The sequence below is a fragment of the Enterobacter sp. BIDMC 30 genome, from assembly GCF_000534355.1.
GTDB classification, from domain to species: Bacteria; Pseudomonadota; Gammaproteobacteria; order Enterobacterales; family Enterobacteriaceae; genus Enterobacter; species Enterobacter ludwigii.
Window position 1 is genome coordinate 4,500,074 of the sequence record NZ_KI973169.1, and the last position, 23,096, is coordinate 4,523,169.

Sequence of the window (23,096 nt, forward strand, 5' to 3'; positions counted from 1 at the left end):
GTTTGGGAGTGCGAACTTAAAGAAACAGATATCCTTTTGGAAAAAATGAAAACGTTCTTAAAAGAATGATGGACCGGACAAATTTTAATAAAACGTTGCGTATTTATATAGATAGATAGTAGTTTTATAGAAAACCCTCACATAAGATCATTATAATGCTTGTTTTTGATAAAAACGGTACTGAACTGAACGCAGAGTGCACAGTAGATGAAGAAGATGGGGTTTATGGCCTAATCCTTGAGTCTTGGGGACCAGCACACAGAAACAAAGACTACAATATTGCCCTCGATTGTATCATTGAGCGACTGATCAATTCCGATGTAGATAATGTCGTTGTATATCTTGCCTCATCGACAGCTAGAAAGCATATGCCGTCCATAGCTGAAAGAAAAATCCATCCAGGTGAATACTTTTCTCTAGTAGGTAATAGCCCTCGAGATATTCGCCAAGAAATGTGTAGTTATCAAGCTCATTTCAGTAGCACAGGTAGAAAAGAAGTTCCTTCTGGTAACAGGACCAAACGAATAATGATAAGTGTTCCTAAAGTCAACAGTGGCGAATTTTGGAAACCAATAATACATGGAGAATCATCAGATCTCTTGCAACCTACAGATGATGAGAACGTTCTGAATACAAGAGTTAGCAAATTAATAAAAAAACCTCTGAGTAAGCCCAAAGGATATAAAGTACCAGGCGCGGTAGAGCGACTTCAAAAGGTCTATGTTAGAGATCCTGCGGTGAAAGCTTGGATCTTGCAGCAAAGTAAGGGTGTTTGTGAAAACTGTGGTGCAAAGGCACCGTTTTATTTAAACGATGGTAGCCCATACCTGGAAGTACATCACGTGATACCTCTATCTTCAGGAGGTGCTGATACCACAAGCAACTGCGTTGCACTTTGTCCCAATTGCCATAGGGCCTTGCACTACAGTCAAAATGCGAAAGAACTAGTCGAGATGCTTTACATTAATACAGATAGATTGCAGAAGTGAGGGGGTTCTTTTCTAAGTGGCTTGCAGACGGGCAACGTCCCATTTCTTTAAGAATAAGCAAGCGAGACGGTGATCTAGTTTCCTCTTTTTTACCCTGCAAAAGCAAACTTCTTGAAGCCGTGTCGTTTGTAATCGCCTTCGTTCCGGGTATCATTTTGCGAACTGCATTCCAAAACTGAATTTGCGATAAAGCATGGCTGCTTTTCGCTACGAACTACCCCGAGGATTTTCATGAACAACGCTGAACAGCTATTCCTAAACGAGCTGGATAACAAATTCTGGAAGGCGGCTGACAAGCTGCGCGCCAACATGGATGCCGCCAACTACAAGCATGTAGTGTTAGGGCTTATCTTTCTGAAGTATGTCTCCGATGCTTTTGAGGCTCGCCAGCAAGAACTGATCACATTGTTCCGCGATGTCGGCAACCCGGACAACATCTACGCCATGTCGCGCGATGATTACGACTCCGACGAAGATTACGCGCAGGCGATTGTTGATGAACTGGAAGTCGAGGATTACTACACCGAGAAGAACATCTTCTGGGTGCCGAAAGCCGCACGCTGGGATACGCTGAAAACGAAAGCGATTTTGCCGACCGGTACAGTGCTGTGGGTGGATGAAACCACCGGGCAGGATGTGAAGCTGCGCTCCGTCTCCTGGCTGGTGGACAACGCGCTGGATGAAATCGAAAAAACTAACCCGAAACTGAAAGGCATCCTGAACCGCATTAGCCAGTACCAGTTGGGCAATGAGGTACTGACCGGGCTGATTAACACCTTCTCTGATGCCAACTTCAGCAACCCGGAATATAACGGTGAGAAGCTGAGTTTAAAGAGCAAAGATATTCTTGGCCATGTATACGAATATTTCCTCGGTCAGTTCGCACTGGCGGAAGGTAAGCAGGGCGGCCAGTATTACACGCCAAAAAGTATCGTCACCCTGATTGTTGAAATGCTGCAACCTTACAACGGGCGCGTGTATGACCCGGCGATGGGTTCCGGCGGGTTCTTTGTTTCCAGCGACCGCTTTATTGAAGAGCACGCGGGCGAGAAGCAGTACAATGCCGCCGAGCAGAAGCGCAATATCTCTGTTTACGGCCAGGAGTCGAACCCGACCACCTGGAAGCTGGCGGCAATGAATATGGCGATCCGGGGTATCGACTTTAACTTCGGCAGCAAAAACGCCGATACCCTGCTGGACGATCAGCATCCGGATCTGCGCGCTGACTTCGTGATGGCAAACCCGCCGTTCAACATGAAGGAGTGGTGGAACGCGAAGCTGGAAAAAGACGTGCGCTGGAAATATGGAACACCGCCGCAGGGCAACGCCAACTTTGCGTGGATGCAGCACATGATCCACCACCTCGCGCCAAAAGGCTCGATGGCGCTGCTGCTGGCGAACGGTTCGATGAGTTCCAACACCAACAACGAAGGCGAAATCCGCCGCAACCTGATTGAAGCGGATCTGGTGGAATGTATGGTGGCGCTGCCTGGGCAACTGTTTACCAACACCCAAATCCCTGCCTGTATCTGGTTCCTGACCAAAGATAAATCCGGTGGCAATGGCAAAGCACACCGTAAAGGCGAAGTGTTGTTTATCGACGCGCGTCAGATTGGCTATATGAAAGACCGCGTGCTGCGTGACTTTACCCGCGAGGATATCGCCAGAATTGCTGATACCTTCCATGCATGGCAGACGGATAAAGACTATGAAGATGAAGCGGGATTCTGCTTCGCCGCAACGCTGGAAGATATAAAGAAAAATGACTTTGTCCTGACCCCAGGGCGCTATGTCGGTGCTGCCGAGCAGGACGAAGATGATGAGCCCTTTGCCGAGAAGATGGCACGACTGACGGCGCAACTGAAAGATCAGTTGGAAGAGAGCGCGAACCTGGAAGCACAGATTAAGGCGAATCTGGGGGGGCTGGGTTATGAGTTTTGAGTGGAAAAAATATACTATCGCTGACGTGTCAAAGAAAGTTATTACAGGGAAAACGCCTCCTGGAACCTTAGATAAATACTTTGGTGGTGAAGTACTCTTTGTTACCCCAACAGATATGGGAGATAACAAATACATTGAACTAACCCAAAGAACCTTATCTGATGTGGGGGAAGCTAAACTTGCAAAACAGAAATTTGAATGTGGGATAGTTGTTTCTTGCATTGGATGGCAAATGGGAAAGGCCGCAATTGTCAGAAATACAGCCGTTACAAACCAACAAATCAATACAATTATTCCAAATGGTGATTTGATTGATGTGGATTTTTTATACTATACACTTAGTGAGAAAAGAACGGAGATATTCAATCTCGGTGCAACAGCGACAAGAACTCCAATTTTAAAAAAGTCATTGTTCGAAAGAATTGAGTTTCATGCTCCCAAACTTGAACATCAGAAAAAAATTAGCAATATTTTATCCTCTTTGGATGCTAAAATAATTAGCAACAAAAAAATCAACCAAACCCTCGAACAAATGGCACAAGCCCTGTTCAAAAGCTGGTTTGTCGATTTTGAACCGATAAAAGCCAAAATCGCGGTGCTGGAAGCGGGTGGTTCGCAGGAAGACGCGACGCTCGCCGCCATGACGGTGATTTCCGGGAAAGATTCTGATGCGTTGGTGGTTTTTGAGCGTGAACACCCTGAGCAATATGCCGAGTTAAAAGCCACGGCAGAGCTGTTTCCATCAGCGATGCAGGACAGTGAGCTGGGGGAGATTCCGATGGGATGGGTATCAGAAACTCTAGGGGCAGTCCTTGAACCCAAGAAAGGAAAAAATATAACAAAAAAAACTATAGCGGAGGGTGATATTCCTGTCGTTGCTGGAGGTTTGGCACCAGCTTACTACCATAGTAAATGTAATGTTACTGGCCCTGTAATAACCATAAGCGCTTCAGGAGCCAATGCTGGTTTTGTTAATTTATATCATTGTGATATTTGGGCTTCGGACTGTTCATATATAAATAAAACCCAAACACAATTTGTATATTGTTTTTATACTTTACTTAAAACTAGACAAAAAGAAATTACCCATATGCAACAAGGTGCAGCCCAACCTCATGTTTATCCTAAAGACATAATGAGGTTGGTTATTGTGGCACCTATAACGGCGCTATGGCAAAGACTAGAGAAAATACTAACCAGTATCTACGAACAGATTGGTGTTCATTTAGCTCAAAATATGTGCCTAGAGTCGCTCCGAGACACCCTTCTCCCCAAACTTCTCTCGGGTGAAATTACCCTGCCGGAAGCAGAACAAATAATCAGCGAGGAAGCCTGATGCTAAGCGAAGACGATTTAGAACAGCAATGCCTGCAATGGTTTGCTGAACAGGGCTGGGATGTGCTACACGGGCCGGATATCGCACCGGATGGTGATAACCCGTTACGAGCCTCATTTCACGATGTGTTTCTGCGCCCGGTCATGCTGGAACAGCTACAAACCATCAACCCCCATCTCCCTGTTTCCGTGCTGGAAGAGGTGATACAGCGTATCGCCCATGCGCACAGCCCGGATCTGGTCGTCAGCAATAAAGCCTTTCATCACCTGCTGCTCAATGGCGTACCCGTTGAATATAAGCATGAAGGCAAGGTGATTCACGATAACGCGCTGTTAATGGATTTCAACCATCCAGATAACAACCGCTTTATGGTGGTGAACCAGGTCGCCATTCAGGGAATAAAGCAGGTACGTCGCCCGGATGTCATTGGCTATATCAACGGCCTGCCGGTGGCGGTGATCGAACTAAAAAGCCCCATTGATGCTAATGCCGATATCTGGGCGGCGTTTAACCAGTTACAGACCTATAAAAACGAACTCAGCGATCTATTTATTTGCAACGAAGCGCTGGTGGTGAGCGATGGGCAGAACGCGCGCGTTGGCTCTCTCACGGCGGATGAAGAGCGCTTTCTGCCGTGGAAAACCGTGGCGAACGAAAACGACAAACCGCAGTTTGACTGGCAACTTAAAACTGTGGTGCAGGGCTTCTTTAACCGTGAATTATTGCTCGATTATATCCGCTATTTTGTCCTGTTTGAGAATGACGGCAAACGGTTGATTAAGAAGATTGCCGCCTATCACCAGTTCCATGCAGTGCGTGAAGCGGTGACGGCAACGATTGTGGCCTCGACCGGTAAACACCTGCCGTTGCACAGCAATATTCAGCCCGGTAGTAAAAAAGCGGGGGTCGTCTGGCATACCCAGGGTTCCGGCAAAAGTATCTCCATGTGCTGCTATGCCGGGAAACTGCTGCAACAGGCGGAGATGAACAACCCGACGATTGTGATGGTGACGGATCGTAACGATCTCGACGGACAGTTATACGCCACCTTCTGCCAGGCACAGGATTTACTCAAGCAGACGCCATTACAGGCCAACGATCGCGATGAATTGCGCGAGCTGCTTAATGCTCGTGAATCCGGCGGCATCATCTTTACCACCGTGCAGAAGTTTGCGCCGCTGGACGGAGAGCAGAGTCATCCGGCGCTCAACCAACGCAGCAATATCGTGGTGATTTCTGATGAAGCGCACCGTAGCCAGTATGGCCTGAGCGCCACGCTGGACAGGCAAACTGGCGCCTATAAATACGGCTACGCTAAGCACATGCGCGATGCGCTGCCGAATGCGTCGTTTATGGGCTTTACCGGCACGCCGATTGCCTCGGAAGATAAAGATACCCGTGCCGTGTTCGGTGATTACGTCTCGATATACGACATTCAGGATGCGGTGGATGATGGCGCGACAGTACCTATCTACTACGAATCCCGTCTGGCAAAACTCGATCTGAATCATGAGGAACTGGAAACGCTCTCCGACCAGGTAGATGAGCTGGTGGAAGATGAAGAGACGGACCAGCAAGAGAAAACCAAAGGTGACTGGAGCCGTCTGGAAAAACTGGTGGGATCTGAGCCACGTATCAAACAGGTAGCTGCGGATCTGGTTCAGCATTTTGAAACGCGCAACGCGGCCATGAACGGTAAAGCGATGATTGTCGCCATGAGCCGTGATATCTGTGTGAAGCTCTATGATGCCATCGTCGCAATCCGTCCGGACTGGCACAGTACAGATGTCGAACAAGGTGCCATCAAAGTCATCATGACGGGCTCGGCATCTGATAAAGACCATCTCCAGCCGCATATATACAACAAGCAGACCAAAAAGCGTCTTGAAGCCCGTTTTAAAGATTTGAACGATCCGCTGAAGTTGGTGATTGTCCGCGATATGTGGCTGACCGGGTTTGATGCGCCGTGTTGCCACACCATGTATATCGATAAACCGATGCGCGGCCATAACCTGATGCAGGCCATTGCGCGCGTTAACCGCGTGTTCCGGGATAAACCCGGCGGGCTGGTGGTGGATTACATTGGCATTGCCAACGAGCTGAAGCAGGCTCTGAAAACGTACACTGACTCGAAAGGGAAAGGGCAGACCACGGTAGATGCGCGGGAAGCCTTAGCCATTCTGTTGGAAAAAATCGATGTCATTCATGGGATGTTCGCACCCTCAGCAGGAAAACCCGGCTTTAGCTACGAAGGCTTTTCTCGCGATCCATTAGCATTTTTACGCGATGCCGTGAACTACATTTTGGGTCTGGATGACGGTAAAAAACGCTACCTCGACGTTTCACTGGCGATGAGCAAAGCCTGGTCGCTCTGTAACACCCTTGATGAAGCTGAGCCCTTACAGGAGGAGTTCGCGTTTCTTTCTGCCGTCAGAGTGGGGCTTATCAAACTTGATCCGAAGGCAAAATTTAGCCAGTCAGAAAAAAACTCCCTGTTGAGCAAGATTCTCGATAACGCCGTTGTTGCAACCGGCGTTGAGGATGTGTTTGCTCTGGCGGGGTTAGATAAACCCAATATTGGGCTGCTGTCGGATGAGTTCCTGGAAGAAGTGCGGGAAATGCCACAGCGTAATCTGGCGGTGGAACTGCTGGAAAAACTGCTAAATGACGGCATCCATGCTCGTTCTGGTAATAACGTGGTGCAGCAGAAAAAATACTCTGACCGCCTGAAAGCCGTTTTGCTGAAATACAATAACCGGGCGATTGAAACCGCGCAGGTGATTGAAGAGCTTATCCAGATGGCGAAAGCGTTCCAGGAAGCGATGGCGCGTGATGAAGCGCTGGGGCTAAACCCGGACGAAATTGCGTTCTACGATGCACTGGCGGAAAACGAAAGCGCGGTACGAGAGCTGGGTGATGATGTCCTTAAGAAACTGGCTATCGAAGTCACGTTAAAATTGCGTCAATCCACAACTGTAGACTGGCAGGTACGAGAAAGCGTGCGTGCGAGGTTACGTATTCTGGTGCGCCAGACACTACGCAAATATAAGTATCCGCCGGATAAAACACCGGGTACGGTGGAGCTGATTTTAAAACAGGCTGAGGTTATCTCGAATCATTGGACGGTATAGCAACTGATGAGTTCTATCCGCCGAGGATTACGGTGAATTTTAGTCTCAAAAAAATCTCAGTTGATTATAAAAGGAAAATAGCAAAGTGAGTAGAAACCCATGGGAAGTACCTGAATGGCATGCTCTAGGCCGAGAAGCATCATTAGTCTGTAATCTCATTGGATCAGGTGCAACAGCTATAGGTAGGGCCAATTACGCTGACAAGATGGGAGAATATTACACTGCGTTCTTTGGACTTTCAGTTGGGTTAGAAAGGCTTTCAAAGTTAATATTGGTTGCGCATTATGCTATTGAGAACCAAGGAAGAATGCCTGATGAGAAAGTTGTGAGAAAATTTGGACACAAACTAATCGACTTGACCAATGAGGTTGAGAATATTTCCAAAAAAATGGAACTATTACTTGAATATAAAATGCCTACAGGAAAAATTCCTCACAAGATACTTGAATGTTTAGATTCATTTGCTGATGCTCGGAGAGGTAGGTATGCAAATTTTGCTTCATTAGGTAACCCCTCTTTAACCAGTGATGAACCTATTAACAAGTGGTGGGGAGAAGTAGCTGAGTGCATACTAGAAAAACATTATTACGGTACAACTGCTCAAAGACGTGTTGAAGGGGATGCTGAATTAATCGATGCTATGATGTCACGTTTTACAATGGTATTGCATACAGATGAGACCGGAAATATTATGCAAGATGTTAAGTCTTCCTCAACACGTACTGGCCAAAACGTTATCGTACAAAAGTGGGGAAGATACTATTCTCTAACTATCGCTCGATGGCTTGCAACAATTTTATCTGAGCTTTCTCAGATCGCTTGCTATAAATATAATATCGAAGGTTTTTTTGGTCTGAATGAACATTTTTATAGTTACACTGTTGACGATAGTTTCTTAAAAACCAGAAAGATATGGCCTCTAAAATAATAGCAATCTTAACAAACACCATATATCGTGAATACGAAGCTGAGCTCACAACAAGCTGTGAGCTCCCTATTACTTCAGGCCCCTCTAAGTAAGCATGCATACCGTATTCCTGTTTTTTACACAAACCTGACAGTCAGGTTTTACTGGTTTCAACATATAAAGTTGTTAGGCTAAGTTTGAGCTAATACATATATTGCAGTCAATTGCTGCAACCAGAGATGCTTCCCACTTCAGCCCAACTATTTATCCACCATTACCCCGATTAATTTTCGCATAGTCAAACGGCGTAATCCCCTTCTCCCGATTCGCATCCAGATAATCCGCCCACCACTGCAGCATTAACCTGCGCTCTCCCAGATGCTCCGCCTTGTGGATGTAAGCTGCTCGCACAGAGCTACGCTCTTGGTGACTCATCTGCCGCTCTACCGCATCCCTCGACCATAATCCCGACTCGATCAACGAGCTACACGCCATCGTCCTGAAACCATGCCCACATACTTCCGTTTTCGTGTCATAACCCATCACTCTCAGCGCCTTGTTCACCGTGTTTTCACTCATAGGTTTACGCGGATCGTGATCGCCCACAAAGATCAGCTCACGGTTTCCACTCATGCTTTTGATCTTTTGCAAGATAGCGAGAGCTTGTCGCGACAAAGGAACAAGATGTGGAGTACGCATCTTCGAACCACGTTGAGAATGCTTAACTCCTTCCAGTGGCTCACGCTCGCCCGGAATCGTCCACATAGCCGTTTCAAAATCCACTTCTGTCCAGCGAGCAAAACGTAACTCGCTCGAACGGATGAAAACCAGTAACGTCAAATCCACAGCTAACCGCGTTAATGGTCTGCCGGTGTAGTTATCAATGCGATGGAGTAACTCAGGAATGCGATTGAGATCTAGCGCAGCGCGATGCTTTCGTTTAGCTGTTGCGATCGCACCAGTGATCTCTTGTGCAGGATTGTAATCAATTAAGCCGTTCTGTACCGCAAAGCGCATTATTGCCGTTGTTCGCTGTTGAAGACGCGCAGCCACTTCAAGGCGTCCTGACTTTTCCACTGCTTTAATTGGGACCAGTAAGTCACGAGTACCAATATCTTTGATATTTCGCTTCCCAACTGAAGCAAATAAATTGTCTTCCAAGCTTTTCAATACACGAGCGCTATGCGATGCCGACCACTTTTGATTGCTGGCATGCCAGTCTCTGGCGACCACTTCAAACGTTATCGCCTCTTGCTCCAGCTCTACCTTAACGGCTTTCTTGTTCTCACTAGGATCGACGCCATTAGCTAATAGTTTGCGGGCTTCATCCCGGCGTGCCCTGGCATCCGCCAGTGAGACTTCAGGGTATTTCCCCAGCGCCAGCATCTTCTCTTTACCGCCAAAGCGATAACGAAGCCGCCAGTATTTAGAACCGTTAGGGTGAACCAGCAGAACCATGCCTTCACCGTCAGTCAGTTTATAGGCTTTTGCTTCAGGCTTAGCCGAACGAACCTTCACATCACTCAGAGCCATGATGAGTATCCTTTCAAGGGTTCTGTGTGGGTACAAACATTATCGAACCGCGATATACCCGCAGTTGTACCCGCATCAGTTAGTTGATGTAGATTGAATCAGGTTGACTTAGGTTGAGTGAAAAAGCGAGGAAAGCCTTGCGGATACTGGATTTCGGGCACAAAAAAAGACGTCCGTTGACGTCTATTGATGTTCCGATGGTGCCGAAGGCCGGACTCGAACCGGCACGTATTTCTACGGTTGATTTTGAATCAACTGCGTCTACCGATTTCGCCACTTCGGCACTGAAGGGGATGCGGAAACGTTGTGGATTATACCTGTCGCGCGTCGCCATGCAAGCGGCGACGCGCTAAACCTACGCTAAGTGCCCAAAAAACCAGCGCCCTGTCATTCTACCTCGGAAACCGCCAGTCGAATCACGCCTGCCGCCTTCTGCTCCGGCAGCGCCAGCACCTTCGCCCACATCTCCTGCACCATGTCGCAGGAGAGCTTCTCTTTGCCCACCGCCTTCTCCGGCATCTGCAGTAGCTGGATGTCCTCGCCGTACTTGTCGGCCAGCGTTTTCATAATCGGGCGGACATCCGTCACCGCGGCTTCGCGTTCTTCCGGGGTCACGGTATGGCGGTTTTTGCCGTAGGCCGCACGCATCATGTCGGCGTCTGCCTGCATACGCCGCGTCATCAGGTCTTTATCCAGCATGCGCATCGGGTTGACGCCCCCTTTTACCGCCGGGTAGAGGAAGCGGAAACAGGCGTCGTCGCTCACCTTCTGAATGGCAGCGGTCTGCTCCATGTTGATCGTCATATAGTTCACCACGTTAGCGTCCGGCGCGTTTTGCAGGCGCGACATCTGCAGATGCAGGATCTGCGGCTGGATGGTGTCGATAATCTTCTGTTCCGGCTCGCCGGCTTTTTGCAGGGCCGCCATCTGGTCAATAATGCGCTGATGAAGCACAGGCTCCTGCTCTTTTATCACCTGCCAGGCGGGCATTGCGTTGAGGGTGGTATCAAGCTGCTGTTCGGGGGTGTGCTGGCGTTGTTTGTCGAAGTAGACCCAGAACGCCACGACGGCGGCCAGGAGAGTCACCACGACTATACGGATCCACGTTTTATTCATCTCGCATCCTTTTCTTTTCGCTATGCCGGTTTACACCGGCACGCCGCTGTGAAAGCGAAACTCGTTGTCCGGTGTCGAGATAAGTGTGGCTTCAATTTCGCCAAAAAGCTGTATGCGCGGTGAGATATCGTCGTCGCTCACCTGTTGGGCAAGCGTCAGGTAGTCCTGATAGTGGCGCGCTTCCGAGCGCAGCAGCGAGAGATAGAACTTCTGCAGGTCGTCGTCGAGGAACGGGGCCAGCGCGGCGAAACGCTCGCAGGAGCGGGCTTCGATGTAGGCACCGCAGATGAGCTTGTCGATAAGCGTCAGCGGTTCATGCGTGCGCACCGCTTTCAGCATTCCTTTGGCGTAGCGGCTGGCGGTGATTTTGACGTACGGAATGTCGCGCGCCAGCATCGCCTCGCGCACCTGCCAGAAGTGGTGCAGCTCTTCTTTAATCAGCAGCACCATGCTGTCGATAAGCGCCTGGCCCCACGGGTCGTCAGTTTTGGGCATGACGCTTTTGCCAATCTGCTTGTGCAGGGCCACAAAATCCGGTTCCGGGCCTTCGCGGAAGGTGAACGCTTCGTAGGGTTTGAGCCAGTCGAGCAGCGCGTCTGCACCGCTTTCATCGGCGACGTATTTGCGCACCAGCAGCAGCGCGGTCTGGGCGGCCTTGAGCTCGCACACCATGTGGTCGGTGAGCAGCAGCGGCAGGTTTGCCGGGTCGCGGGCGTGATCAATCCATGCTTGTGGGGTCGGGCACTGGAGGAAGTTAAGAACGGGGGCGAGTATCTGCGGGTAATCCATGGTTCTGCCTTGAAAAAGCGGTGGCGCGCGCCACCGCCTGAAACGCTTAGTGACGCACGCCGTCGTCGTCTTCGTCGATGAAATCTTCGTCGTCGCCTTCTTCGCCGTCTTCACCGTTCGGATCTTCGAAGTAGGTTCCCCAGCCGTCGTATTCCACTTCAAACTTCTCGGCCAGGTTCATCAGCTGTTCGACCTGAGCGTCGATCAGTTCTGCTTTCAGCGCGCCTTCGCTCAGAATATCGCAGCAGATGACGGTGTCGCCCTCTTCCACTTCCAGCTCTTCCGGCTCGGTCACTTCGTAACCCAGTTTGAAAGCTTCTACCGCCAGTTTTTCCAGCGCGTCGAAATCGTCAGCAGAGAAATGGTGCTCGATGGTGTACAGCGCGTCCGGATCGCTACCGTCTTCCAGCAGTTCTTCGATAATCAGGCGCGTCTCTTCGCGTTGCTCTTCCAGGTGTTCCGGGTTTGCCATGGCTCATTCCTCTTTAAAGTGCGGCAGATACTTCTATTTTCACACACGGACGGGTTTGCCTCCACCTTTGTTGGAAAGATTTGTGAAACGGGGTTGCAAATGAATAATTAGACATATAAAGTGAATTTTAATTCAATAAGTGGCGTTTGCCATGTGAGGATAAAATGTCTGATCTGTACAAGAAACACTTTCTGAAATTGCTCGATTTTACCCCTGCACAGCTCAATTCCCTGCTGACCCTTGCCGCTCAGCTTAAAGCCGATAAAAAAAAGGGTAAGGAAGTACAAAAGCTTACTGGCAAAAACATCGCGCTCATCTTCGAAAAAGACTCAACCCGTACACGATGCTCTTTCGAAGTTGCCGCATTTGACCAGGGCGCGCGCGTCACGTATTTAGGGCCGAGCGGCAGCCAGATTGGGCATAAAGAATCAATTAAGGACACCGCGCGGGTACTCGGGCGGATGTACGATGGCATTCAGTATCGCGGTCACGGCCAGGACGTGGTCGAAACGCTGGCGCAGTATGCAGGCGTGCCGGTGTGGAACGGGCTGACCAACGAGTTCCACCCGACGCAATTGCTGGCGGACCTGCTGACCATGCAGGAGCACCTGCCGGGCAAAGCGTTTAACGAGATGACGCTGGTTTATGCGGGCGATGCGCGTAACAACATGGGTAACTCGATGCTGGAAGCGGCAGCGTTAACCGGGCTGGATCTGCGTCTGGTGGCACCGAAAGCCTGCTGGCCGGAAGAGCGCCTGGTGGCGGAGTGCAGCGCGCTGGCGGAGAAGAATGGCGGGAAGATCACCCTGACAGAAGAGGTCGCGGTCGGCGTGAAAGGGGCGGACTTCATCTATACCGATGTGTGGGTGTCGATGGGCGAGGCCAAAGAGAAGTGGGCCGAGCGGATTGCCCTGCTGCGCGGGTATCAGGTGAACGCGCAGATGATGGCGCTGACCGGTAACCCGGGCGTGAAGTTCCTGCACTGTCTGCCGGCATTCCATGACGACCAGACCACGCTGGGTAAGCAGATGGCGAAAGAGTTCGATCTGCACGGCGGAATGGAAGTGACAGACGAGGTGTTTGAATCGGCGGCGAGCATTGTGTTTGACCAGGCGGAAAACCGGATGCATACCATTAAGGCGGTGATGGTGGCGACGCTTGGGGAGTGATCCTCTGTAGTCTTGTGCCCTCCCCCCGGCCCTCTTCCACCGGGAGAGGGCGTAAACCGGCGCCACTTCATTGATTTTTCCGCCTGAAAAAGGTACGTTTTCGCCTTAATTCCTGCGTGGACATACCAGCATTATGCCGATTATTCAGTCTGTTGAACGTGCGTTGCAGATCCTCGACCTGTTTAACGAGCAGGCCACCGAGCTTAAGATCACCGACATTAGCAAACTGATGGGGCTGAGCAAAAGTACCCTCCACTCGCTGCTGAAAACCCTGCAGCTTCACGGCTATATCGATCAGAACCCGGAAAACGGTAAATATCGCCTCGGCATGAAGCTGGTTGAGCGCGGCCATTTTGTGGTGGGCTCAATCGATATTCGCCAGAAGGCGAAAGGCTGGCTGACGGAGCTGTCGCAGCGTACCGGGCAGACCACCCATCTGGGGATCCTGGACGGTCGTGAAGGCGTTTATATCGAGAAGATCGAAGGCAAGCTGGCGGCTATCGCCTATTCACGCATTGGTCGTCGGCTGCCGGTTCACGCCACCGCCATCGGCAAGGTGTTGATTGCCTGGCTTGGCGAGGCCGAGCTGAACGCCCTGCTTGAGGGCTATCAGTACACCACCTATACCCCTTCCACCCTTGCCTCCCGCGACGCGTTGCTGGAGGCCCTCGCCAAGACCCGCGAGCAGGGTTATGCCTTCGACCGCGAAGAGAACGAGCAGGGCGTGCGCTGCGTGGCGGTACCGGTGTGGAACCATGAATCCCGCGTGATTGCCGCCCTGAGTCTGTCGACGCTGACGTCGCGGGTGGATGACGCCGAACTGGCCAGCTTCCGCGAGCAACTTCAGCAGGCCGGGCTCCAGCTCTCACGCGCGCTGGGTTACCCGGCCTGAGCCGCTATTTCGTGAGTGGTTCGTAGGTGAAATAATCAAAGTCAGCGTGGCAGCCGTCACCGCTGATGTCTTCGCAGTGCAGGCCGACAAACGCGCCGGTAAAGAAGCCGCGGCCGCCGATGTAGTCATCCGACAGTTTCCACGCTTCATACGTCACCGGCACGGTGTGCCACGTCTCACCGTCAAACGAGTAGCTGTAACGGTAAACCAGGGTGTCGACGTCAACCCGTAACCAGATGCTCTCTGCGCTGTCCGGTACCGGGATCGGCTGTTCATGCAGCGGCCACGACGGCACGTTGTGGTCAAGCTGGATCACTTTGATCGTTCTGCCCTGCCCCTCCTCGTAGTCCACAAAGCAGTAGCTCCAGTTTTTACTGTTGTAGTAGCAGGTCAGCCCGGCGCTCTGCTGGAAGTGAACCGGCGAGAACTGCATGCGCGTCTCTGCCCGGAAGGCGAAGTGCTGCCAGCGGCGGGCCACGGTCGACTGGGTAAAGGTCGAGTTGAGCGAGTCGTTGCCGTAAAGCCGCAAATACCCCGGGCGCACGCTGAGCGAGCCGAGGGTGTCGTCGAACGGAATGCGCAGGGTCTGCAGCTCCGGGTCAAGCGTGCTGCCGTCGAAATCCTCCCGCCAGCTGTCCCGGGAGACGGCGGGCTGCTCCGCTATCTGCGGGCCGGGGACGGTCAGTTGCGCGTGTTTGCCGCCGTCAACGTACGGCCAGCCGTCGCGCCATTCGATGCGCGCAATGCCGGTCTCGCGTCCCAGCGGGCAGTAGCCACGCCCGCCCGAGGCCAGCAGCGGTATACCCGGCAGGCGCAGCGGTCGGCTGGTGAGGTAGGCCATATACCACTCCCCGGTGTGGGTCTGCAGCAGCGAGCCGTGGCCGCTCTTCTGCAGCGGGTTCTCCGGCAGATGCCAGCTGGTCATCATCGTCACGTCCGGATGCAGCTCGTACGGCCCGTCGAGCGTTTTTGAGCGCATCACCACCACCGCGTGTTCATAGCTGGTGCCGCCTTCGGCGACCATCAGGTAGTACCAGCCCTCTTTACGATAAAGGTGCGCCCCTTCGGTGTAGCAGAGCGGCGTGCCGGTAAACAGGGTTTTGCGCTCGGGCGAAAGGGTACCAGTCTGCGGGTCAAACTCCTGCATCACGATGGTGTTATGCGGGTTGCTGTGATGGCGCGGCCCCCACGGCCGGTAGAGGTAGTATTTGCGGCCATCGTCGTCGTGGAACAGTGACGGGTCAAACCCTCCGTTGCCCATCGGGATCGGTTCGCTCCACGGCCCCTCGATGGAGGGCGCAGTGACGAGGAAGTTACGGCCATTTTTCCACGGCGAATCGACAATTTTCACGTCGGTGTACAGCAGCCAGAATTGGCCATCGGCGTAGCTCAGGCACGGCGCCCAGATGCCGCCGGAGTCCGGGTTGCCCTTCATGTCCAGCATCGACACCCTGTCCAGCGGCGTGCTGACCAGCGACCAGTTCTTCATGTCGCGGGAGTGGTAGATACGCACGCCCGGAAACCATTCAAACGTCGAGGTGGCGATGTAGTAATCCTCCCCCTGACGGCACAGGGACGGGTCCGGGTTAAAGCCGGTGAGGATCGGGTTTGTTATCGTTGTCATGTTGCCTCCTGTTAATGGGATGCGGCTGTCGCAGCGTCGGGCACGGCGTCACCCTGCGTTGCACGGTGCTTAATCAGCTGCTGGCTGATGGCCGCCACGCGGGCGTCGGTGAGTTTGTAGAACGACAGCATGATGAACATGCCCACGTAGAGCACCACCGGCACCACGCAGAACAGAATTTTAATGGTGGTCAGCACTTCGACCGGCTGCACGCTGCTGCTGGCGGAGTAGTTCACATACGCCAGGATCCAGCCCACCACCGCGCCGCCAATCGCCAGACCGATCTTCAGGCTGAACAGGTAGGTGGAGAACACCAGCCCGTCGAGGCGGCGACCGCTGCGGCTCTCCTCGTAATCCACCACGTCAGAAGCCATCAGCCACTGCAGGGGCGTGGTGGTGTTAAAGACGAACAGGAACAGAATGTTAAGGGCGAAAATCAGGGCGATATGTTCGGCCGGGATGAAGAAAATCAGCAGGCTGATCAGGGAGTAGGCCACGATAATCCACTTGAAGGCGGTCACCCGGTCAAAGCGCCCCAGCAGGCGGGATGAGCAGAGCGAACCAAACATGGTGGCGAGGCTGCCGTAAAGCAGAAACTGCGTCGCCATCTCCGGGTGATCCATGACGTATTTCACGAAGTAGAGCGTCGCCCCGCCGCGGACCACGTTGGAGCAGGTCGCCATCATTTTGAACGCACACATAATGCGCCACTGGGTATTGCCGAACAGAAGCTTGAGGTCTTTCGACACCGACGACCCCGGCTGCACCTCAAAGGTGTAGCGCTCTTTGGTGGTGAAGAAGCAGACGTAGAGCAGCACCACGCCGCTCAGCCCCAGCACGCACATGGCGCCGAAATAGCCGACCTGCTCATCGCCTTTACCAATGATGCTCACCAGCGGCAGCGCAATGCCACTGATGGCCAGCGATCCCGCCGCCGCGAGGAAAAAGCGCCAGGACTGCAGCGCGTGGCGCTCTTTCGGGTCAGCGGTGATGACGCCCGGCATGGCGCAGTAAGGGACGTTAACGAAGGTGTAGACCAGGGTCAGCAGAATGTAGGTTATGCAGGCATAGATGATTTTACCCTGCGCGGAGAAGTCCGGCGTGTAGAAGGTCAGCACGCAGACAATCCCAAACGGGATCGCGCCCCACAGCAGGAACGGACGGAACTGGCCGTGACGCGTGCGGGTGCGGTCAACCAGCAGCCCCATCAGCGGATCGGTGACGGCATCCAGCACGCGGGAAACTAAAAACAGCGTCCCCATAATGCCCGCCGACAGGCCAAACACGTCGGTATAGAAATAGGCCAGCAGGAACATGGTGGCCTGCCAGACAAAGCCGCAGGCGGTATCACCCAGCCCGTAGCCAATTTTATCTTTCATGGTTAATTGCATCATTACCCCCAACGGCAGTACGTGGAACAGTGCAAACGCCAGGGTCCTGATTCAGGCAAATAAATGCCCGGTGCATCATCAGGAATACACCCTTATTTCGTGTGCTGAATTCACAACATCGTGTTAATAGAGTGTAATTAAGTGTTCAATTAACCGACAATGGTCATATCTTATTTCTGAATTATGATATTTTGCTTTTGTGACGCCACTCGACATCCTGATATCATTTAAAGACCTTTCTTTTCATGTAATTAGATTATTTACGCAATAATAAAAAACAGACATGCAAAAGCCGTCCACGGAATATTTTCCGTAGACGACAAGAGCCAGAAATATAATTAAAGACCGAGCGCTTTTTTACCGGCGTTAATTACCTCGATGATTTTATCGGTGTCATAAATACACCCTTTCCAGGTGCCGCCGCTCACCGACTGCAGAGCCGCCCACAGGCGGGTATCGTCCGGCAAAAATGCGTGGGCGTGCAGGTCAGGATGCACCGGACGCGACGCCAGCACGCGCGCCCCCTCTTCCGGCCTCAGCGGCTGTTCCGCCGTGCCGATAAAGTTAACGCTGCCCGTTAAGGACAGGCGGTCGACGCTGATCTCAATGATATCGTTGTCGCGCAGCTTGCCGATGGGGCCACCTGCCAGCGCTTCCGGCGACACATGGCCGAAGCACGCCCCGGTTGATACCCCCGAGAAGCGCGCATCGGTGATCAACGATACCGTCTTGCCCCACGAGATATGTTTTAGCGCGGAAGTCAGCTGGTAGGTCTCTTCCATGCCGGTGCCGGACGGGCCTCCGCCAATCACCACCATAATATCGCCCTGCTGGATCGCCTCCTGCTTGATGGCCTTGATGGCCTGCGCTTCAGAGACAAACACCCGCACCCGGCCGGTATGGCGGTAAACGCCATCGTCATCCACAACAGACGGGTCGATGGCCGTGGCTTTGATCACCGACCCTTCGGGCGCGATATTGCCGGTCGGGAAGCAGACCGTCGAGGTCAGGCCTTTCGCGTGGGCGCGTTCAGGCGGCAGGATCACGTCATCCGGATCGACGCCGTCCTGCTCGCGCAGGCACTGACGAAAACGCGCCCGACGCGCTGAGTTTTCCCACCAGTCGAGGTTCTCCCCGACCGTCTGGCCGGTAACGGTCATGGCATCTTCATGCAGCAGCCCCAGCTTGCGCAGATGGAGCATCACCTCCGGCACGCCGCCCGCCAGGAAAGCACGCACCGTCGGGTGGTAGTCCGGGCCGTTTGGCAGCACGCTCACCAGACGCGGAACCTTACGGTTGATGCGCGTCCAGTGCGCCACATCCGGAATGGTGCAGCCCGCCGCATGGGCAATCGCCGGGATGTGCAGCAGCAGGTTGGTGGATCCGCCAAACGCCGCGTGAAGCACCATGGCGTTTTCAATGGCTTTGTCGGTCAGGATATCGCGGGTCGTGATCCCACGGTTATCCAGCTCGCTCACCGCCCGCGCAGACTGACGGGCAATCTCCAGCCACACGGCCTGCCCGGACGGGGCGAGCGCGGAGTGCGGCAGCGCCAGACCCAGCGCTTCGGCCACCACCTGTGACGTTCCCGCGGTGCCGAGAAACTGACAGCCGCCGCCGGGTGATGCGCAGGCGCGGCACCCCAGCTCGGCGGCCTCCTGCAGCGACAGCTCATGGTTAGCGAAACGCGCACCAATGGTCTGCACTTTTCCGGCATCTTCCCCCACGGTCGGCGGCAGCGTCGCCCCACCCGGCACCAGAATGGTCGGCAGATCATGCATGGAGGCCAGCGCAATCATGGTCGCGGGCAGCCCTTTATCGCAGGTTGCCACGCCGATCACCGCGCGCCGCGTCGGCAGGGAGCGGATCAGACGACGAAACACGATTGCCGCGTCATTACGGTACGGCAGGGAGTCGAACATGCCGTGGGTGCCCTGAGAGCGTCCGTCGCACGGATCGCTGACGAAGGCCGCAAACGGGATCCCACCATTACGGGTGATCTCCTTCGCCGCCGCCTGCATCTGCATGCCAATCTCCCAGTGCCCGGTGTGGTAGCCCAGCGCAACAGGTCGTCCGTCCCCGGCGCGAATGCCGCCCTGCGTACCGATAATCAGCACCTCTTTGCCGGTCAGCTTGTTGGCGTCCCAGCCCATACCGGCGTTTTGCGTCATGCCAAACAGGTTACCGCTGGGGGATTCCATCAGCATTTGCGGGGTCAGCGGCAGTGCCCCCTGCGGCCCGGCCGCATGGGTGATGACGACATAAAACGCATCGTCCTGTGGGGTGAAAATTTTCTCAATGGTCATCGTCGTCTTCCGGCTCAGCAGAGCTTGAGCTGTTGCAACAGGGTTTTCAGCTGCGCCTTACGCGGCTCATCCAGTGGCGACGCGGGCGGCAGCACGTATGTGGAGATCGGGCGGCCGCACAGCACAATCGCCTCTTTAATGACGTTCACAAACGGCGTATCGAGCTGATACATCTGCGGTATTTGCAGCAGGATCTGGTGGTATTCGGCCGCCTTCGCCACCTCCTGGTCACGCCAGGCCTTCAGCAGGTTCACCGACACCTGCGGAGCAAAGTTACCGCTGGCCGAGATCGCGCCATCGCCCCCCAGCAGCAGGGTATTAAACAGATGATCGTCATAGCCGCACAGCACCGTGAAGTGCGGATGGGCAGATTTGACGGTGTGGATCATGCTGCGCAGATGGGCGACGGAATCGATCGTGTCTTTGATGCCGACAATATTGCTCCGCGAGTCGGCCAGGGTTTTGACCAGCGCCGGAGTCAGATCCTGCCCGGTCAGCGCCGGGAAGTTATACAGCATTACCGGCAGCGTGACGCTGTCTGCCACCTGTTCGAAATAGCGGATCAGATTCGCTTCGGACACTTTCCAGTAGTACGGGTTGATCACCACGATCCCGTCGGCGCCGGCCTGCTGCGCATGCTGGCTCAGTTCAAGGGTTTCCCGGGCGTTGGTGCCACCGGTGCCAATCAGCACCGGCACCCGGCGATCGACATGATCGATAGCAAACCGGGCAATGGTTTTACGCTCTTCGGCGTTTAGCTGGGAGAACTCGCCGCCGCTGCCCAAAAAGAACAGGCCATCGACGCCTGCGGCGATCAGGTCGTCGATCAACGCGGCGGTGCCGTGTTTATCAAGCTGTCCATCGGCGGTAAAGATGGTGGAGACAGGGGGAATGATTCCCGTGAACAACGCGGTCTGCGGCATGAGATCTCCTTGCTGAATTATTTTGTTCTACATTATAGAACAGCGTTCATTAATTTAACGATCATACTATGACGCAGAAAAAGCGCAGGTAAATGGGAGGCGATGAGGGAGTGCGGAAAATATAAGCTGGATCACATAATGACGGGCTGCGGCCTGATGCTTTCACCCTCTCCCACCGGGAGAGGGAACGTTTTACCCTTCTTTAACGCTAACAGGGCTTACCCCACCAGCATTTTCACCACCACTTTACGCACCTTCGCAGGCGCGCCCACCGCGCACAGCGGCTTATGCACTTCACCCGGATAGAACACCACAAAATCACCTTCACTTAACACCACCGTTTTTTCCTGCCCGCCCTCGGGCAAAAACGCGATGTCTTTATCCGCCAGCCAGTCGGTGTCCGGCGTACCGTGCGGCAGGGTACTGAAGGTCATCCCCTCCTGGCCTTTCATGATTATCTGAATATCCAGATAGCGGGCGTGATACTCAGCGCGGCGCTCGGCAAACGGCTGGGTCATATCTTCAGACACCAGATAAAACAGGTTGTTGCCGTCGATGTCGTGTTTGCCACAGGGGGTAGCATCGGTAACGTGCGCCTTGACGTACTCGATAGCCTGACGCAGTTCTTCAGGTAGCCAGGACTGCAGATGATGGATGTTGCCAGCGATCATAAATAAATCCTCAATATAAAACATCGTTTCATTTTAATCTTTTATACGAGAATTCAGACTGTCCTACCACCGCTTTTTCGATGAGTTTTGCGCGAGCGCATGTTTATCGGGAAATGTGTTACTCCACTGTTAATTGCTCACAGGCATTTATGCAGTCTTTATGCATAACCTCAGCCCTCCGCTTTCAGGCCGTGATGCTAACTTACTGATCGTATACGCTTCATAGCAAAACTCTCTGTGACTTCACACTTTATCATTTTGGTAATTTGCTATTAAATCCCATAATTATTTATTGATTTTTCTTAAGTCAAAAATAGTTAATGGATAATAGTGCATAGTCATTCTGCGTGCCGCTTAATTGTCATTAAAATCAATACCATAACTAAATATGTCAAAACATTAAATTCTACAAAATAATAACAACTCCAAATAATGCCAACGGATCCTGCTTAGCTATTCACCCGCAAATATAATCAAATTAATCATTATCTGATACGAATCATGCAAATGAAAACAAACTCCTTAATAGCCATTTTCACGTGAGCGACGTCACAATATTCATTATTTAAGCGCCTACTATAAATCTCGAAATCAATTGAGCTTAGCCGCCATGTAAATAAAGACATCACATGGCGCATGCCCTTTTTATTCTGAAAAACAGTTAAAGGAATAATTATGGAAAAGCATTACGTCGGTTCTGAAATTGGTCAATTGCGTAGCGTTATGCTGCACCGCCCAAATTTAAGTCTGAAACGTTTAACGCCATCGAACTGCCAGGAGCTGCTATTCGATGATGTGCTCTCGGTTGAGCGGGCGGGTGAAGAGCATGACATCTTCGCTAACACCCTGCGCGAACAGGGTGTGGAAGTCTTGCTGCTGACCGACCTTCTCACGCAAACGCTTGATATTGCGGAGGCCAAAACCTGGCTGCTGGAGACGCAAATCTCTGACTATCGCCTCGGGCCAACCTTTGCTGGCGACGTGCGCGGCTGGCTGGCAGATATGCCACACCGCGAACTGGCACGCAGATTAAGCGGCGGATTAACCTACGGTGAAATTCCGGCAGCCTTTAAAAATATGGTGGTGGATACCCACACGGCAAATGATTTTATTATGAAGCCACTGCCTAACCATTTATTTACCCGCGATACCTCGTGCTGGATTTATAACGGCGTGTCAATTAACCCGATGGCCAAAGCGGCCCGCCAGCGTGAAACCAATAATCTCCGAGCCATATATCGCTGGCACCCTGCATTTGCCGATGGCGATTTTATTAAGTATTTCGGCGATGAAAACATTAATTACGACCACGCCACGTTAGAGGGCGGCGACGTATTAGTTATTGGCCGCGGCGCAGTGTTAATCGGCATGTCTGAACGCACCACGCCGCAGGGCGTTGAGTTCCTCGCCAATAGCCTGTTCAAACACCGCCAGGCCGAGCGCGTCATCGCTGTGGAACTGCCAAAACACCGCTCCTGTATGCACCTCGATACCGTCATGACCCACATCGACGTGGACACCTTCTCCGTCTACCCGGAAGTGGTGCGCAAAGACGCTCAGTGCTGGACGCTCACCCCGGACGGCCGCGGTGGCCTGCTGCGCACCCAGGAAACGGATCTGCTGCACGCCATTGAAAAAGCACTCGGCATTAATCAGGTACGCCTGATCACCACCGGCGGCGACGCCTTTGAAGCCGAACGCGAACAGTGGAATGACGCGAATAACGTGCTGACCATCCGCCCGGGCGTAGTGATTGGCTACGAGCGTAACGTCTGGACCAACGAGAAATATGACAAAGCGGGTATCACCGTGCTGCCTATCCCGGGTGACGAACTGGGACGCGGCCGCGGCGGCGCGCGCTGCATGAGCTGCCCACTGGAACGCGACGGAATTTAAAGGAGCCATC

At 52.9% G+C, this 23,096-nt stretch carries 18 protein-coding genes and 1 tRNA gene; 9 read left to right on the plus strand and 10 right to left on the minus strand.

Translation table 11 applies throughout. The features are described from left to right. Window positions 1-155: 155 nt before the first annotated feature. The 5 genes from L466_RS23410 (at window position 156) to L466_RS01290 (ending at window position 8,325) form a co-directional block, all read left to right on the plus strand. Complete coding sequence (locus L466_RS23410; protein WP_071993115.1) at window positions 156-989, plus strand: HNH endonuclease; 834 nt, start codon at window positions 156-158, stop codon at window positions 987-989. 231 nt (window positions 990-1,220) lie between these two features. Further along, window positions 1,221-2,930 carry a class I SAM-dependent DNA methyltransferase gene (locus tag L466_RS01300; RefSeq protein ID WP_032681825.1) on the plus strand — a complete coding sequence of 570 codons (1,710 nt, stop codon included), beginning with the start codon at window positions 1,221-1,223 and terminating at the stop codon, window positions 2,928-2,930. Continuing rightward, complete coding sequence (locus L466_RS22770; RefSeq protein WP_050594885.1) at window positions 2,920-4,266, plus strand: restriction endonuclease subunit S; 1,347 nt, start codon at window positions 2,920-2,922, stop codon at window positions 4,264-4,266. Before L466_RS01300 ends, L466_RS22770 begins: the two co-directional genes overlap by 11 nt. Further along, window positions 4,266-7,397 (plus strand): type I restriction endonuclease subunit R, encoded by a 3,132-nt coding sequence (locus L466_RS01295; RefSeq protein ID WP_032681827.1) that lies wholly within the window; start codon window positions 4,266-4,268, stop codon window positions 7,395-7,397. Before L466_RS22770 ends, L466_RS01295 begins: the two co-directional genes overlap by 1 nt. A gap of 85 nt (window positions 7,398-7,482) precedes the next feature. Beyond that, entirely contained in the window at window positions 7,483-8,325 is an 843-nt protein-coding gene (locus L466_RS01290) for a hypothetical protein (protein WP_032681828.1), read from the plus strand. A gap of 243 nt (window positions 8,326-8,568) precedes the next feature. Here the strand turns inward: L466_RS01290 and L466_RS01285 are convergent, their stop codons facing one another. From L466_RS01285 to rraB, 5 genes are all read right to left on the minus strand, one after another. Then, complete coding sequence (locus tag L466_RS01285; protein WP_032681830.1) at window positions 8,569-9,837, minus strand: tyrosine-type recombinase/integrase; 1,269 nt, start codon at window positions 9,835-9,837, stop codon at window positions 8,569-8,571. Window positions 9,838-10,035: 198 nt separating this feature from the next. Beyond that, window positions 10,036-10,120: transfer RNA gene (locus tag L466_RS01280), tRNA-Leu, on the minus strand. Between the two features lie 104 nt (window positions 10,121-10,224). Continuing rightward, a complete protein-coding gene (locus L466_RS01275; protein WP_032681831.1) occupies window positions 10,225-10,953 on the minus strand; it encodes a hypothetical protein in 729 nt (242 codons plus the stop codon). Window positions 10,954-10,983: 30 nt separating this feature from the next. Next, the gene (gene miaE / locus L466_RS01270) at window positions 10,984-11,742 is read right to left on the minus strand and encodes a tRNA isopentenyl-2-thiomethyl-A-37 hydroxylase MiaE (RefSeq protein WP_032681832.1); all 759 of its coding nucleotides are present in this window, start codon (window positions 11,740-11,742) and stop codon (window positions 10,984-10,986) included. 46 nt (window positions 11,743-11,788) lie between these two features. Further along, the gene (rraB, locus tag L466_RS01265; protein ID WP_014168417.1) at window positions 11,789-12,214 is read right to left on the minus strand and encodes a ribonuclease E inhibitor RraB; all 426 of its coding nucleotides are present in this window, start codon (window positions 12,212-12,214) and stop codon (window positions 11,789-11,791) included. A gap of 120 nt (window positions 12,215-12,334) precedes the next feature. Between rraB and L466_RS23895 the strand changes: the two genes are divergently transcribed. The 3 genes from L466_RS23895 (at window position 12,335) to xynR (ending at window position 14,275) form a co-directional block, all read left to right on the plus strand. After that, a complete protein-coding gene (locus L466_RS23895) occupies window positions 12,335-12,409 on the plus strand; it encodes a putative translational regulatory protein ArgL (protein WP_223399268.1) in 75 nt (24 codons plus the stop codon). Further along, complete coding sequence (gene argF / locus L466_RS01260; RefSeq protein ID WP_032681833.1) at window positions 12,379-13,383, plus strand: ornithine carbamoyltransferase; 1,005 nt, start codon at window positions 12,379-12,381, stop codon at window positions 13,381-13,383. Before L466_RS23895 ends, argF begins: the two co-directional genes overlap by 31 nt. A 133-nt stretch (window positions 13,384-13,516) precedes the next feature. Continuing rightward, on the plus strand, window positions 13,517-14,275 hold the full coding sequence (gene xynR, locus L466_RS01255) for a DNA-binding transcriptional repressor XynR (protein WP_025205733.1): 759 nt from the start codon (window positions 13,517-13,519) through the stop codon (window positions 14,273-14,275). Between the two features lie 4 nt (window positions 14,276-14,279). Here xynR and L466_RS01250 read toward each other — a convergent pair whose 3' ends face one another. From L466_RS01250 to L466_RS01230, 5 genes are all read right to left on the minus strand, one after another. After that, complete coding sequence (locus L466_RS01250) at window positions 14,280-15,899, minus strand: glycoside hydrolase family 43 protein (RefSeq protein ID WP_032681834.1); 1,620 nt, start codon at window positions 15,897-15,899, stop codon at window positions 14,280-14,282. An 11-nt stretch (window positions 15,900-15,910) separates the two neighbouring features. Next, entirely contained in the window at window positions 15,911-17,293 is a 1,383-nt protein-coding gene (locus L466_RS01245) for an MFS transporter (RefSeq protein ID WP_072126504.1), read from the minus strand. 335 nt (window positions 17,294-17,628) lie between these two features. Then, window positions 17,629-19,596, minus strand: a complete 1,968-nt coding sequence (yagF, locus tag L466_RS01240) for a xylonate dehydratase YagF (protein ID WP_032681835.1) — start codon at window positions 19,594-19,596, stop codon at window positions 17,629-17,631. A 14-nt stretch (window positions 19,597-19,610) separates the two neighbouring features. Then, window positions 19,611-20,519: a 2-keto-3-deoxygluconate aldolase gene (gene yagE, locus L466_RS01235; RefSeq protein ID WP_032681837.1), complete on the minus strand. Its 909-nt coding sequence runs from the start codon at window positions 20,517-20,519 to the stop codon at window positions 19,611-19,613. A gap of 218 nt (window positions 20,520-20,737) precedes the next feature. Next, a complete protein-coding gene (locus tag L466_RS01230) occupies window positions 20,738-21,190 on the minus strand; it encodes a YhcH/YjgK/YiaL family protein (protein ID WP_032682070.1) in 453 nt (150 codons plus the stop codon). Between the two features lie 675 nt (window positions 21,191-21,865). Here L466_RS01230 and arcA point away from each other — a divergent pair. After that, on the plus strand, window positions 21,866-23,086 hold the full coding sequence (arcA, locus tag L466_RS01225; protein WP_020885388.1) for an arginine deiminase: 1,221 nt from the start codon (window positions 21,866-21,868) through the stop codon (window positions 23,084-23,086). The last annotated feature ends 10 nt before the right edge of the window (window positions 23,087-23,096 follow it).

What these genes read in the sequence shown, in the direction of transcription:
- xynR (WP_025205733.1), top strand. Translation starts at nt 13,517, where the DNA reads ATGCCGATTATTCAGTCTGTTGAACGTGCGTTGCAGATCCTCGACCTG.
- L466_RS01295 (WP_032681827.1), top strand. Translation starts at nt 4,266, where the DNA reads ATGCTAAGCGAAGACGATTTAGAACAGCAATGCCTGCAATGGTTTGCT.
- argF (WP_032681833.1), top strand. Translation starts at nt 12,379, where the DNA reads ATGTCTGATCTGTACAAGAAACACTTTCTGAAATTGCTCGATTTTACC.
- L466_RS01245 (WP_072126504.1), bottom strand. Translation starts at nt 17,293, where the DNA reads ATGATGCAATTAACCATGAAAGATAAAATTGGCTACGGGCTGGGTGAT.
- rraB (WP_014168417.1), bottom strand. Translation starts at nt 12,214, where the DNA reads ATGGCAAACCCGGAACACCTGGAAGAGCAACGCGAAGAGACGCGCCTG.
- yagF (WP_032681835.1), bottom strand. Translation starts at nt 19,596, where the DNA reads ATGACCATTGAGAAAATTTTCACCCCACAGGACGATGCGTTTTATGTC.
- L466_RS01285 (WP_032681830.1), bottom strand. Translation starts at nt 9,837, where the DNA reads ATGGCTCTGAGTGATGTGAAGGTTCGTTCGGCTAAGCCTGAAGCAAAA.
- L466_RS01300 (WP_032681825.1), top strand. Translation starts at nt 1,221, where the DNA reads ATGAACAACGCTGAACAGCTATTCCTAAACGAGCTGGATAACAAATTC.
- L466_RS01250 (WP_032681834.1), bottom strand. Translation starts at nt 15,899, where the DNA reads ATGACAACGATAACAAACCCGATCCTCACCGGCTTTAACCCGGACCCG.
- yagE (WP_032681837.1), bottom strand. Translation starts at nt 20,519, where the DNA reads ATGCCGCAGACCGCGTTGTTCACGGGAATCATTCCCCCTGTCTCCACC.
- L466_RS22770 (WP_050594885.1), top strand. Translation starts at nt 2,920, where the DNA reads ATGAGTTTTGAGTGGAAAAAATATACTATCGCTGACGTGTCAAAGAAA.
- arcA (WP_020885388.1), top strand. Translation starts at nt 21,866, where the DNA reads ATGGAAAAGCATTACGTCGGTTCTGAAATTGGTCAATTGCGTAGCGTT.
- L466_RS23410 (WP_071993115.1), top strand. Translation starts at nt 156, where the DNA reads ATGCTTGTTTTTGATAAAAACGGTACTGAACTGAACGCAGAGTGCACA.
- L466_RS01275 (WP_032681831.1), bottom strand. Translation starts at nt 10,953, where the DNA reads ATGAATAAAACGTGGATCCGTATAGTCGTGGTGACTCTCCTGGCCGCC.
- L466_RS01230 (WP_032682070.1), bottom strand. Translation starts at nt 21,190, where the DNA reads ATGATCGCTGGCAACATCCATCATCTGCAGTCCTGGCTACCTGAAGAA.
- miaE (WP_032681832.1), bottom strand. Translation starts at nt 11,742, where the DNA reads ATGGATTACCCGCAGATACTCGCCCCCGTTCTTAACTTCCTCCAGTGC.